This window comes from Klebsiella sp. K-3 (genome assembly GCF_051207495.1).
In the GTDB taxonomy this organism is placed as follows: domain Bacteria; phylum Pseudomonadota; class Gammaproteobacteria; order Enterobacterales; family Enterobacteriaceae; genus Klebsiella; species Klebsiella aerogenes.
The window spans coordinates 96,477-107,897 of the sequence record NZ_JBPNXF010000007.1 but is presented as its reverse complement, the minus strand read 5'-3'; the positions used below and the strand labels follow the sequence as shown (position 1 = coordinate 107,897).

Genomic DNA, 11,421 nt, shown 5'->3' with positions numbered 1-11,421 from the left:
AAAACCCTTCTAACTATAGAACATTGTGCTGAGGATGCCGCTCTGAAAGGAATGGAGTTATCCTAAAATGCGCATCGTGCCAGGAGGGGCGACGAAAAGGGGGGCGATCGGCTATGATAGGGGTTTATGTTCCCGCTTTGCTTAGTGAATCCATCTGTTATGAAAACATTGCGCCAACAAAATCGCCCTGTCATTAGCTACGTGCCGCGCGTCGAGCCTGCGCCGCCGGATCATGCCGTTAAAATGGACCATTTTCGCGATGTCTGGATATTGCGGGGCAAGTATGTCGCCTTTGTACTGATGGGCGAGCGTTTCCGCCGTTCTCCGGCGTTCACCGTGCCGGAATCGGCGCAGCGTTGGGCTAATCAGATACGCCAGGATGGTGAAATAGAGGCTTGAGCTTGTAGGCAAAAAAAAGCCGCTGAATTTCAGCGGCTTTTTTGTGGCTGTTAACGTTAGCGATGCGCCAGCTCGGCGTCTTCTTCGCTATCGAGGATAGCTTTATCCGTCTGGCGCAGCCACTGGCTGGTCAGCGTGCCGGCGGTCATTGAGCCGTTAACGTTAAGGGCGGTACGGCCCATATCAATCAGCGGCTCGACGGAAATCAACAGTGCGACCAATGTGACCGGCAGACCCATCGCCGGCAGCACGATCAATGCCGCGAAGGTGGCGCCGCCGCCAACGCCGGCTACGCCCGCGGAGCTCACGGTGACGATACCCACGAGGGTGGCAATCCACATTGGATCCAACGGGTTGATGCCAACCGTCGGGGCTACCATTACCGCCAGCATTGCCGGATAGATACCGGCGCAGCCGTTCTGACCAATCGTCGCGCCGAATGAGGCGGAGAAGCTGGCAATAGATTCTGGTACACCCAGACGGCGCGTCTGCGCTTCCACGTTCAGCGGAATAGAAGCCGCGCTGGAACGGCTGGTGAAGGCGAAGGTAATCACCGGCCAGACTTTACGGAAATACTTCAGCGGACTGACGCCATTGACGGCTAACAGCAGACCGTGCACCACAAACATGATGCCCAACGCGATGTAAGAAGCCACGACGAAACCGCCGAGCTTGATGATGTCGTGCAGGTTGGAGCCGGCAACCACTTTGGTCATCAGCGCCAGCACGCCGTATGGGGTCAGCTGCATCACCAGACGCACCAGCTTCATCACCCAGCCCTGCAGCGTGTCGATGGCGGTCAGCACGCGTTGACCTTTCTCCACATCGTCTTTCAGCAGCTTCAGCGCCGCAACGCCAAGGAACGCCGAGAAGATAACGATGCTGATGATAGAAGTCGGGTTCGCGCCGGTCAGATCGGCAAACGGGTTCTTCGGCACAAACGACAGGATCAGCTGCGGAACGCTCAGATCTGATACTTTACCGACATAGTTGCTTTGGATGGCGTTCAGACGGGCGGTTTCCGCGCTGCCCTGCACCAGGCCTTCAGCGGTGAGGCCAAACAGGTTGGTCACCAGCACGCCGACCAGCGCGGCGATGAGAGTGGTGAACAACAGCGTACCAATACTCAGGAAACTGATTTTACCCAGCTGTGAGGCATTGTGCAGACGAGCCACCGCGCTCAGAATTGAGGCGAAGACCAGCGGCATGACGATCATCTGCAGCAGCTGCACATAACCGTTACCGACGATATTGAACCACTGAATAGAATCTTTCAGAACCTGGCTGTCGGAGCCGTAAACCAGCTGCAGGCCGAGACCAAAGATAACGCCGATAACGAGACCGACCAGTACTTTTTTAGCGAGGCTCCACTGTTTGTGGCGGGTTTGAGCCAGCGCAAACAGTAAAACCGCGAACACGACAACGTTCGCTATTAATGGAAAATTCATCCCCGTTCTCCTGATATCTTGTTACCTGGGTTGGTCTGAAACCAACTCTTATGGCGCCAAGAGTAGCAGAAGGCCTTATTGCTTTCTTATACTCAAATGGAATGGGTTATAACCAAAAAACCATTTAGCGTATTTATCGTTCAGCCTGATGGTTAATAAAGCGATTAAAGGTTATTTGCAGCGAATTAATCATATTTGATGACCAGCGCACGGCGCTATTTTCGGCCATGCTCTGCGGCATCCAGACGGCGTAAATGAACAGCGCCATGCACAGCGCGCGTTCTAGCTGATTGCCTTTGCGCGGCGCGAGGATTGGTAGGCGGAACCGCCAGCGGCACGGCCACAGCAGCGGTACGCCAGCCGGGGTGAGCATATCTGCAAGTATATGACTGAGGTAGCCCAGCACTAAACCCTGCAGCGCATCCGCTGGGATAATCCAGCTCTCAGGTACTTTCAGGTAGAACAGCGCCAGCGCGCCGAATACCGCCAGCAGACTGTGGGTAAAACCGCGGTGGCCAAAGGCGCGCGCTACCGGTTTCGAGACCCAGCTTAAGCGCTGCCCGAGGAAAGATTTTGGATGGTCGATGTCGGGCAGCAGGCAGGTTAGCACGGCGGAAGGAACGATATGCCACCAGTCCCCCTGCGCCAGCACGGGGGTTAGTTCTGCATTTTTTGCAAATACCGCACAGGCGATAGAAAAGAAGAGGTGGCCTTCCGCCGTCATGATAAAAACCCTAAACTGTCAATTCATACAGTATAGGGTTTTTATACAGTATACGGAAGAGGTGACGGTGTAACTCTTTGTCACAAGGTTGACATATTTTGACGACACCCATGCCTGCGCACGTCGCTTAGCCGCGCAGGTCCGCTACCGTCAGCTGCTGCAGAGACGCCAGTTTCACATCGGCCAGTACGAAGCGCGGATCGCGGCTGTTTTCTGCTTCCGGAACGACAATCGAACGCATACGCGCCGCTTTGCTGGCAATCATACCGTTAACTGAATCCTCCAGCGCCACGCAGGCCATCGGCGCGACGCCAAGCTTAGCGGCGCAATCGAGATAGACCTGGGGGTGCGGTTTACTGTATGGCAGGTGCTCGGCGGAAGCCAGCGCGTCAAACTGGTCGCGCAGTTCAAACATCTCCAGCACTTTTTCCAGCATATGCAGCGGCGACGCGGAAGCGAGGCCGATTTTTAGTCCTTCGGCCTTACACAATGCCACGGCTTCACGCACGCCGGGCAGCAGCGGCCGTGACTCCTCGACCAGTTGAATGGCCCTGCGGATAATGCTGGCGGTTACCTCAGCGCGATCCGGGCCTCGCCAGGGCTGTTGCGCAAACCACAAATCAACCACCAGGTCGATGCGCAGCCCCAGCAGGTCCGGTAATTCATCACGGCGGCTAATATCCACTCCGAGGCTGTCCAGTACCTCCAGCTCTGCGCGGTCCCATAGCGGCTCTGAATCGATAAGCAGGCCATCCATATCGAAAATAGCGGCAAGAATCTGGCGCTTCGCTGACATAAGTTCCTCTCCATTGGCGTAAGTAGATAACGAAATTGTCCATATGGTATATCATACCGCGCTTAAGCAGGCGAAATTCGCTGACGAAGATAGACTTATACCTGACTCTAGGTCGGCATGAAGAGTCTGGCGTTTTAAACAAGGGGAACTCATGACGTATCAACAAGCTGGACGCATTGCGGTCATTAAACGCATTTTGGGATGGGTCATCTTCATTCCAGCCGTGCTGTCTACGCTGATTTCCGTACTGAAATTTATGTACGAGCATAGCGAAAAGAAACCGGGTATTGATGCGGTGATGATGGACTTCGCCCACCTGATGATTGAGATGGTGCGTTTTAATACGCCGTTCCTGAATTTCTTCTGGTACAACTCGCCGCTGCCGGAGTTCAAACATGCGTTGAACATCGGTTTCTGGATTATCTACGCGCTGGTGTTTGTCGGCATGGCGTTGCAGGCTTCCGGCGCGCGAATGGCCCGCCAGGCGAAGTTTCTACGCGAAGGTGTGGAAGATCAGTTGATTCTGGAACAGGCTAAAGGAGCGGAAGGCCTTTCTCGTGAACAGCTTGCCGAACGTATTGTCGTACCGCGTCATACGATCCTGAAGCAGTATTTCACGCTGTACGTACTGCCGATTGTGGTGATTGTGATTGGTTATATTTTCTTCTCGCTGTTGGGTTTCCTTTAAGCAGAAGAGCTGCCCGGCGAACCGGGCAATTTCCTACTCGGCAGGCAGCGCTCGCGGCTTGCCTTCATTGTCTACCGCCACATAAATAAACAGGGCTTCCGTCGCCTTGTAACGCTGGCCCAGTGGTTCCGTCGATACTTTTTTCACCCATACCTCAATATTAATGGTGATTGAGGTGTTGCCGCGTTTTACGCAGCGGGCATAGCAGCACACGACATCGCCAACGGCGACCGGGCGTAAAAAAGTCATACCATCAACACGGACGGTCACAACGCGGCCGCGGGCAATCTCTTTGGCCATAATCGCGCCGCCGATATCCATCTGCGACATCAGCCAGCCGCCAAAAATATCGCCGTTCGCGTTGGTATCCGCCGGCATGGCCAGGGTGCGTAAAACCAATTCGCCCTTCGGGGCGAGATCTGTTGTTGTCATTCTATACTCTGTACTAGTCAAAGAAGATCAGGCGCGATGCTACTATGAAAACGGCGCAGAGAGAATAGGGGAATACGCCCGTCGGTACGGTTAAAACGGGGTTTTGGTTAAGGTCGGATTGCGAGTTGATAACAGAAGGCGGCACGCGCCGGCTAGCGCGTACCGGTGAACGGTATTAGTGCTTATCGTCCTGCGGCATGTGGCGGTAGATATAAACGCCGCTCAACAGGGTAAAGACCAGGGTCAATGCCGTTAAACCGAAGACTTTGAAGTTGACCCAGATATTCTGCGGCAGCCAGAACGCGATGTAGATATTGGCCAGCCCGCAGAGAATGAAGAACAGCGCCCAGGCCAGATTCAGCCGTGACCACACCTGCTGCGGCAGCGTCAGCTCTTTACCAAGCATGCGTTGGATCAGCGGCTTTTTCATTACCCACTGGCTGAACAGCAGGGCGCCGGCAAACAGGGCGTAGATGACGGTCACTTTCCACTTAATAAATTCATCGTTGTGGAAGAAGATTGTCAGCCCGCCGAATACGGCGACCAGCACAAAAGTGATCAACGCCATCTTTTCAACTTTACGATAGCGCACCCAGCTATAAATGAGGACTACCGCGGTGGCGACGATCAGCGCGGTGGTTGCGGCGTAGATATCGTAAATCTTATAAAAAGCGAAGAAGACTACCAGCGGTAAAAAATCGAGAAACTGCTTCATACATCAATTCCGTCGTTCAGGAAGGGCCGGAATGACCGGCCCTGATTAAAGTTAGTTGCGAATAAGCATATACAAGCGGAACAAATAGATCAGCAACAGCGCAGAGAACAGATTGCTGATGGTATTAATGACCACGGCGGCAACGTTGGGCGACAGCGTTGCAAAGCTTGAAGCAAGCAGCAGTAGCGCCGTTTTTGCCAGCAGCCAGCCGAGTACCGCTGGCGCCACCAGGCGCATGTTCGCCCACGCCAGACGCATACTGCCGCGCATTGCGCTAAAGATGCCGATTTTATCCTGCACCAGCATCACCGGCGCGAATGCCAGGACGATCGCCAGCAGCACGCCCGGCACCAGCACCAGCATCATCCCCATCTGTACCACGAAGGTGGTGAACAGAATAAGCAGCAATAGCTTCGGCAGAACCGGCGCCGCCGCGCCGATTGCCCGCAGCGCGCTGACGCGATGCCCGGCGGAGATCAGCTGAATCAGCAAGAGTACGCCGCCGACGAGGATGGCATTCCCCACCAGGCCCGAGAAGGTTGAGGCCGCCGACGCGCGCAGCAGGATCTGCTGCTGTTCCGGCGTCATGTTCTGCACCAGCTCAAACAAGCCGGCGCTGCCCACGAGGTTATCGCCCTCGCTGAGAATCGATAACTGCTCGTCGCTGGGCGAAAAGGCATGGCCAATGACTACCGTGATGAACGCGCATAACAACGCAATCAGCAGAATAGTAACGAACTGATTACGAAAAAAATTCCCCGTGTCACGGTAGACGGACTTCGCCGTGATAGACATGCATTCTCCTTGAGTCTTGCAGGTGTTTTAACTAGCCGGGGATTGTACCGCAAAACGTGGTTGGGTAGCAGTCTCTGCCGAGGTCACGGTAGGTATATCTTTGTAAAGAGTTCCCAGCGGCGGCAGGCCGTAGCGGGCACGGGCGCGATCGCACGCTTCGTTGAGTTCGCCGCCTTCGCCTGACATGGCAAACTCGCGGCAGGGGGAAGGCCGCTGATGATAGATGGTGCAGTGCACCGATTCGCCGATTTCACCGCTTAAGGCGGTACAGCGGCTTTGCCGCTGATTGGTACCGCTCATGCAGCGCAGAAAAGGGGTAAGGGGTTCGGTGAGCTGTGTGGGTACCACGCCGCCGGCGTCGTCGGCTTCAGCCCAGTAGAAGGAGACTCGAAAATACGCACAACAGGCACCGCACGTCATGCACGGGTTGATTTCACTCATAATTACACCTGAAAAAAACGCATCAACACAAATTGTCGGCAATTAAATTAGCTATCCGCACGATCGGCGACAAGAGGGGCAAGCAAAAATTTTTCTCATGGGTAAAAATTGATGTAAAGACGAATCAGTACGTTACTAACTGCTGCAAAAATTAATCTGGATCAATAAATGTTAAATCTAATGGCCTGGTGTGATCTAAAACAGATCAAAGCTAACTCATTGTAGGTATATTTGCAGCCGCTGATAAAAACCATAATGGGGACATGGATATGAAGAAAATAGCAGCGGCGGCATTGATCTTAGGTACGCTTTCTGGTGGTAGCGCCTGGGCGCATGAAGCGGGGGAATTTTTTATTCGCGCGGGCTCGGCGACGGTTCGCCCCACTGAGGGTTCTGACAACGTGCTGGGTAGCCTCGGCGGTTTTAACGTCAGTAATAACACCCAGTTAGGTTTAACCTTTACTTACATGGCGACCGACAATATCGGTATCGAACTGCTGGCGGCAACGCCGTTCCGCCACAAGGTCGGTACCGGGCCGACCGGCACTATCGCCACCGTACACCAGTTGCCGCCGACGCTGATGGCGCAGTGGTACTTTGGCGATGCGCAAAGCAAAGTGCGCCCGTATATCGGCGCCGGTATTAACTATACGACCTTCTTTAACAATGATTTCAACGATACCGGTAAGGACGCCGGGCTTTCCGACCTGAGTCTGAAGGATTCATGGGGCGCGGCAGGACAGGTTGGTCTGGATTATCTGATTGACCGCAACTGGCTGCTGAACATGTCGGTCTGGTACATGGATATCGACACCGATGTGAAATTCAAAGCCAACGGCGTTGACCAGAAAGTCAGTACCCGTCTGGATCCGTGGGTGTTTATGTTCTCTGCTGGTTATCGCTTCTAATGCTTTATAAAACTGGCCGCCTGCGGCCAGTTTTATCCTCTTCAGACCAGCCGATGGGCGTGCAGTTTGGCGCTTTCCATAATGCTATCCATTATCACCTGCACGCGATGCGGCAACACGCCGCGCTGACGATAAATCAACCACGCCTGCATATTCACGCCGCGTTCCCGTGGCAGACATGGCTGTAACGTACCGGCCTCTAATTCCGCCGCGACAGAGTAAAAAGGGGCATATACGATGCCCAGTCCCTGTTTAGCAAGCTCGATTGCCGGCAAAATGTTATCGCATACGCTGGAACCGTTGACCTCTACCTGAATACTCTCACCCGCGGCGTTATAGCAATGCCAACTGTTGCGGATCCCGCCCAACGTACGCAAAGTGATACAGCGGTGCTGCGCAAGCTCATCAACATCGTGCAGAGGCGACTGCGCAATATAATCCGCGCAGGCAAACAGCCCCATGCGAAAGCGGGTGAGAGGCCTTGCGATCAGGCTTTCATCCTGCGGTTGGAAAAAACTAATCAGCAGATCGCAATCGCTATCGAAAAGCGTCCCGTGTTTCTGTTCGCGCTCGTCAGGATTGCGGGTGAGAAGATTGACGGTTAATTCCGGCGCCGAGCGCAGCACCGGCGGCAAAAGGTATCGGGCAAGGAAAGCCTGAATGCCGATTGGCGCGCCGAGCGTCACCATGCCGTTAAGGCTGCGTTTCCAGGTACCGGACATATCAAGCAGGTCATTATGCTTATCCAGCAGGATGTCCGCCCGGCGCAGGAACTGCTCGCCAAACTCGCTCAGAATTAACGCTCGAGGGTGGCGGATAAAGATTTCCAGCCCCAGGCGCCGTTCCAGCGCGTTCAGCGCCCGCGACACGTTCGACTGCGGCATGTCCAGTAGCTGGGCGGCTTTGCTAACGCTTGCCGTTTCGGCAATCATTCGGACGATACGGAGTTCGTCAATACGCAGGTCTTTTTCTTTCATGAGATGGCTTCTTTCGGTTTGCTATATCAAAAATGATATATATCTTTGCTGTCATTGTCATATGACTTCTGGTCAGCCGCTGGGTATTATTTGCGAAGATTATTTGTTACAGCCGAAAATACAGAGAAATAATCGATGAAAATAACAAGAATGGCTGCGTTATCTGCGATGTTGCTGCTGGCGGCGTGCGCTACCAGCGTAACCGAAGAAGAAAAAAAGATTGAATATGACGATATTATCAAAGGGCTATCGGTCTCGGGAGAAGAGATTTTATATCGGAAAGATAAAAGTACTGATTTTTACCGTTATCAATATTTGGTATATCAGTCGGCAAACTATCATTCTCGACTAAGCCCCAATATTAAATCGAGTGGTATTGCTAATTATAAAACAGCGTAGTCAGCACTGTTTTACCGTTTATTGTCAGGAACCATTATGTTTCTTAACTACTTTGCCTTAGGCGTATTAATAGCCGTGTTTTTGATTTTATTTTACGGCATTATTATTATTCATGATATTCCCTATTTATTGGCCAAAAAACGTCAGCATCCGCATCAGGATGCGATACATGTTGCCGGCTGGGTGAGCCTGTTCACCCTGCATGCGATTTGGCCGCTGTTGTGGATCTGGGCCACGCTGTATCGCCCTGAGCGCGGGTGGGGAATGGCGCATAAAGTCGAAGATAACACCGAAATGCATCAGCGAATCAGGCAACTCGAAAGCGAGCTAAAGCGTCTGCAGGAGCAACAGATAACTGTAACGACAAACTCGTCAAATAACCGCTGAGGCCAGTGTATGGATTTACTCATTATTCTTAGCTATGTGGCGTTGGCCTATGGCGTATTTAAAATTTTTCGTATCCCGGTAAATAAATGGACGGTACCCACGGCGGTCCTTGGCGGCGTGTTTATTGTCGGAGCGCTAATTCTGACTATGAATTATAATCACCCGTACACCGACCGGGCGCAAAAAATAGCTCTGTCGATCCCGATTGTGCCGCAGGTGTCGGGGGCCATCGTAGAAGTTACCGATAAAACGAATGTGTTATTACGCAAAGGCGAGGTGCTGTTTCGCCTTGATGATAGCCGTTATCGCGCGCGGCTGAATAAACTGGAGGCGGATCTCAGTGCCGCCGAAGCGGATATCAGAACCCGGAAAGCGGCATTAAGTGAATCTGCCGCTAACGTTCAACGGATGACGGCGGAATATGAACGTTCCCGGCAGGATTATCAGCGCTATGCAAAAGGCGCGGCGATGCCGGTAAATCCTTTTTCCGAGCAGGATGTGAATCACGCCGAGCAGCAATATCAGGCGCAATCTGCGGCCCTGCGGGCGGCTAAAGCCCAGTATCAACAGGAGTTAGAAAGACTTTCTGCGCGTTTCAATGGCGAGGATGCGCAAATCGCCAGCCTGAAATCGCAGATTGCCGAAGCGCGTTATGACCTTGAACAGACGGTTTTCCGCGCGCCCAGCGATGGTTATGTCACCCAGGTGCTGGCGCGACCGGGAACCACGGCAGTTCGTCTGCCGTTCAAACCGGTGATGATTTTTATTCCGCAGCAGAAACGGCAGGTGGTGGCGGTATTTCGCCAGAACGCTATCCTGCGCCTGGAGCAGGGCGACGAGGCAGAGGTGGTGTTCAATGGTCTACCGGGGCAGGTGTATGCCGGCAAGGTCACAAAGGTATTGCCAACCATTCCCGATGGCAGCTACCAGGCCAGCGGCGCATTACAGGGTTTAAGCGCCACGCCCGGTCGGGAAGGGGTGTATGTAATGATTGACCTGGCGGCGAGCCGCGATCTTGCCCATTTACCGGATGGGGTCAGTGCCCAGGCGGCGGTGTATACCGACCATTTTGCCCACGTGTCGGTGATGCGTAAGGTGCTGTTACGGATGACCAGCTGGCTGCATTATCTGTATCTCGACCATTAAATGCCGAAGTTGACCCAAAAAAAAGCCCGCGATAAACGCGGGCAAAAATACTGGAAGCAATGTGAGCAATGTCGTACCGAATACCTGAGTTGTTCACTCAACTATTCGGTAATGAGAAAGATAATATTTCTCATTTAAGATATCAACCCCAGAGTTTGTGCGGAGGCACATTTTTTTAATCAAGAGTGAAAACCGTACGTTTCTGGCTGTTATCACGCGGCCAGGCCGCAGCGACATCGCGGAGCGGCAGCGGCGTGGTGGCGATGGTAAACTGACCGGGAACCGCAGCCTGTAGCATCTCCCCGGTTGCCGCCAGCAGTTGCGGCATGGTCAGGCTGCCGATGCCGCTGCCCATAAGCTGTAGCGGCGCGGCGCGCAGCACGGCGCCATTTAACGCGATATCCGCCCCGGCAAGGGAACCCACCTGCACATAACGTACCGGCTTATCGCCGGGGGTATATTTCGCCAACGCAGGCAGCAGCAACTCTGCGCTGCGGCCCCACAAATAATCCACGATCACATCAACTTGCCCGGCGCTGGCGGCGAATTGTGCGCTAAGCGTCTGCTCATCGGCGGTTAAATCAATACACTCATCGGCTGCGAGGGCGGTCAGCGTCTGCGTATTGCGCCCGGTAGCAATGATTTTTTTCGCACCGAGGTAGCGGGCAATTTGCACCGCCAGCTGTCCGGCGCTGCCGGTGGCGCCGTTAATCAGTACCGTTTCGCCGGCCTGAAACTGCGCCCGCTTAACAAGCGCAGCCCAGGCAGACATGCCCGGATTGGCCATTGCCGCGGCGCTGATGTCGTCAAGCTCATCCGGCAGCGCCAGGCAATTCTGCAGCGCGACCGGCGCGCGTTGCGCCATACTGCCGAACGGCGCGCTGGGGAAAGCAAAATAGACGCGCTGGCCGTCAGGGGTCATACCGACGCCATCGATCCCGACGACAAACGGCAGAGTACCGTCAAAACTATAATGATGTCCCGATGCCCGGCCCTTAACCACGTGGCTAATGGCGGCGGCGCGAATGTCAATCAATAACTGTCCGACTGCAGGCTGCGGTTCGCTAAAATCGGCCCATACCGGGCCTTCGTTAAGATCAAATACCACGGCTGCTTTCATAACATTATCTCCTGAAGATAATTATGTGTAAAATGCACATATCGTT

The 11,421-nt window shown here is 53.8% G+C and carries 15 protein-coding genes; 6 read left to right on the top strand and 9 right to left on the bottom strand.

The window, feature by feature from the left end; translation table 11 throughout:
* The first annotated feature begins 159 nt into the window (after nucleotides 1–159).
* Entirely contained in the window at nucleotides 160–399 is a 240-nt protein-coding gene (cedA, locus tag ACSEMK_RS12835; protein ID WP_259678455.1) for a cell division activator CedA, read from the top strand.
* Nucleotides 400–455: 56 nt separating this feature from the next.
* On the opposite strand, the gene ACSEMK_RS12830 is transcribed toward cedA, so the two are convergent.
* From ACSEMK_RS12830 to hxpB, 3 genes are all read right to left on the bottom strand, one after another.
* On the bottom strand, nucleotides 456–1,847 hold the full coding sequence (locus ACSEMK_RS12830) for an L-cystine transporter (RefSeq protein ID WP_015366191.1): 1,392 nt from the start codon (nucleotides 1,845–1,847) through the stop codon (nucleotides 456–458).
* Between the two features lie 133 nt (nucleotides 1,848–1,980).
* Entirely contained in the window at nucleotides 1,981–2,571 is a 591-nt protein-coding gene (locus tag ACSEMK_RS12825; protein ID WP_015705758.1) for a metal-dependent hydrolase, read from the bottom strand.
* A 127-nt stretch (nucleotides 2,572–2,698) separates the two neighbouring features.
* Nucleotides 2,699–3,367: a hexitol phosphatase HxpB gene (hxpB, locus tag ACSEMK_RS12820; RefSeq protein WP_087859353.1), complete on the bottom strand. Its 669-nt coding sequence runs from the start codon at nucleotides 3,365–3,367 to the stop codon at nucleotides 2,699–2,701.
* A 151-nt stretch (nucleotides 3,368–3,518) separates the two neighbouring features.
* On the opposite strand from hxpB, the gene ACSEMK_RS12815 reads away from it, so the two are divergent.
* Nucleotides 3,519–4,055 (top strand): YniB family protein, encoded by a 537-nt coding sequence (locus tag ACSEMK_RS12815; protein ID WP_047045057.1) that lies wholly within the window; start codon nucleotides 3,519–3,521, stop codon nucleotides 4,053–4,055.
* A 33-nt stretch (nucleotides 4,056–4,088) separates the two neighbouring features.
* Here ACSEMK_RS12815 and yciA read toward each other — a convergent pair whose 3' ends face one another.
* The 4 genes from yciA to ACSEMK_RS12795 form a co-directional block, all read right to left on the bottom strand.
* Entirely contained in the window at nucleotides 4,089–4,487 is a 399-nt protein-coding gene (yciA, locus tag ACSEMK_RS12810; RefSeq protein ID WP_015705756.1) for an acyl-CoA thioester hydrolase YciA, read from the bottom strand.
* A 175-nt stretch (nucleotides 4,488–4,662) separates the two neighbouring features.
* The gene (locus ACSEMK_RS12805) at nucleotides 4,663–5,202 is read right to left on the bottom strand and encodes a septation protein A (protein WP_015366196.1); all 540 of its coding nucleotides are present in this window, start codon (nucleotides 5,200–5,202) and stop codon (nucleotides 4,663–4,665) included.
* A gap of 51 nt (nucleotides 5,203–5,253) precedes the next feature.
* Nucleotides 5,254–5,997: a YciC family protein gene (locus ACSEMK_RS12800; protein ID WP_045387665.1), complete on the bottom strand. Its 744-nt coding sequence runs from the start codon at nucleotides 5,995–5,997 to the stop codon at nucleotides 5,254–5,256.
* A 27-nt stretch (nucleotides 5,998–6,024) separates the two neighbouring features.
* The gene (locus ACSEMK_RS12795) at nucleotides 6,025–6,438 is read right to left on the bottom strand and encodes a YkgJ family cysteine cluster protein (RefSeq protein ID WP_087859356.1); all 414 of its coding nucleotides are present in this window, start codon (nucleotides 6,436–6,438) and stop codon (nucleotides 6,025–6,027) included.
* Nucleotides 6,439–6,707: 269 nt separating this feature from the next.
* Between ACSEMK_RS12795 and ompW the strand changes: the two genes are divergently transcribed.
* Complete coding sequence (ompW, locus tag ACSEMK_RS12790) at nucleotides 6,708–7,346, top strand: outer membrane protein OmpW (protein ID WP_045374891.1); 639 nt, start codon at nucleotides 6,708–6,710, stop codon at nucleotides 7,344–7,346.
* A 41-nt stretch (nucleotides 7,347–7,387) separates the two neighbouring features.
* Here ompW and ACSEMK_RS12785 read toward each other — a convergent pair whose 3' ends face one another.
* Entirely contained in the window at nucleotides 7,388–8,323 is a 936-nt protein-coding gene (locus ACSEMK_RS12785) for a LysR family transcriptional regulator (protein WP_087859357.1), read from the bottom strand.
* Between the two features lie 135 nt (nucleotides 8,324–8,458).
* On the opposite strand from ACSEMK_RS12785, the gene ACSEMK_RS12780 reads away from it, so the two are divergent.
* The 3 genes from ACSEMK_RS12780 to ACSEMK_RS12770 are packed head-to-tail and all read left to right on the top strand — an operon-like array spanning nucleotide 8,459 to nucleotide 10,255.
* Nucleotides 8,459–8,722 carry a hypothetical protein gene (locus ACSEMK_RS12780; protein WP_430914502.1) on the top strand — a complete coding sequence of 88 codons (264 nt, stop codon included), beginning with the start codon at nucleotides 8,459–8,461 and terminating at the stop codon, nucleotides 8,720–8,722.
* Between the two features lie 36 nt (nucleotides 8,723–8,758).
* Nucleotides 8,759–9,109, top strand: coding sequence for a DUF3302 domain-containing protein (locus tag ACSEMK_RS12775; RefSeq protein ID WP_430914501.1), 351 nt, complete (start codon nucleotides 8,759–8,761; stop codon nucleotides 9,107–9,109).
* A gap of 9 nt (nucleotides 9,110–9,118) precedes the next feature.
* The gene (locus tag ACSEMK_RS12770; RefSeq protein WP_430914500.1) at nucleotides 9,119–10,255 is read left to right on the top strand and encodes an HlyD family secretion protein; all 1,137 of its coding nucleotides are present in this window, start codon (nucleotides 9,119–9,121) and stop codon (nucleotides 10,253–10,255) included.
* A 175-nt stretch (nucleotides 10,256–10,430) separates the two neighbouring features.
* Here the strand turns inward: ACSEMK_RS12770 and ACSEMK_RS12765 are convergent, their stop codons facing one another.
* Complete coding sequence (locus ACSEMK_RS12765; protein WP_435336559.1) at nucleotides 10,431–11,375, bottom strand: quinone oxidoreductase family protein; 945 nt, start codon at nucleotides 11,373–11,375, stop codon at nucleotides 10,431–10,433.
* Between the last annotated feature and the right edge of the window lie 46 nt (nucleotides 11,376–11,421).

Bases quoted from the DNA above. Each gene is read 5' to 3' on its own strand.
- ompW (WP_045374891.1), top strand. From the start codon at position 6,708: ATGAAGAAAATAGCAGCGGCGGCATTGATCTTAGGTACGCTTTCTGGT.
- ACSEMK_RS12825 (WP_015705758.1), bottom strand. From the start codon at position 2,571: ATGACGGCGGAAGGCCACCTCTTCTTTTCTATCGCCTGTGCGGTATTT.
- ACSEMK_RS12830 (WP_015366191.1), bottom strand. From the start codon at position 1,847: ATGAATTTTCCATTAATAGCGAACGTTGTCGTGTTCGCGGTTTTACTG.
- ACSEMK_RS12815 (WP_047045057.1), top strand. From the start codon at position 3,519: ATGACGTATCAACAAGCTGGACGCATTGCGGTCATTAAACGCATTTTG.
- ACSEMK_RS12780 (WP_430914502.1), top strand. From the start codon at position 8,459: ATGAAAATAACAAGAATGGCTGCGTTATCTGCGATGTTGCTGCTGGCG.
- cedA (WP_259678455.1), top strand. From the start codon at position 160: ATGAAAACATTGCGCCAACAAAATCGCCCTGTCATTAGCTACGTGCCG.
- ACSEMK_RS12795 (WP_087859356.1), bottom strand. From the start codon at position 6,438: ATGAGTGAAATCAACCCGTGCATGACGTGCGGTGCCTGTTGTGCGTAT.
- ACSEMK_RS12785 (WP_087859357.1), bottom strand. From the start codon at position 8,323: ATGAAAGAAAAAGACCTGCGTATTGACGAACTCCGTATCGTCCGAATG.
- yciA (WP_015705756.1), bottom strand. From the start codon at position 4,487: ATGACAACAACAGATCTCGCCCCGAAGGGCGAATTGGTTTTACGCACC.
- hxpB (WP_087859353.1), bottom strand. From the start codon at position 3,367: ATGTCAGCGAAGCGCCAGATTCTTGCCGCTATTTTCGATATGGATGGC.
- ACSEMK_RS12800 (WP_045387665.1), bottom strand. From the start codon at position 5,997: ATGTCTATCACGGCGAAGTCCGTCTACCGTGACACGGGGAATTTTTTT.
- ACSEMK_RS12770 (WP_430914500.1), top strand. From the start codon at position 9,119: ATGGATTTACTCATTATTCTTAGCTATGTGGCGTTGGCCTATGGCGTA.
- ACSEMK_RS12775 (WP_430914501.1), top strand. From the start codon at position 8,759: ATGTTTCTTAACTACTTTGCCTTAGGCGTATTAATAGCCGTGTTTTTG.
- ACSEMK_RS12765 (WP_435336559.1), bottom strand. From the start codon at position 11,375: ATGAAAGCAGCCGTGGTATTTGATCTTAACGAAGGCCCGGTATGGGCC.
- ACSEMK_RS12805 (WP_015366196.1), bottom strand. From the start codon at position 5,202: ATGAAGCAGTTTCTCGATTTTTTACCGCTGGTAGTCTTCTTCGCTTTT.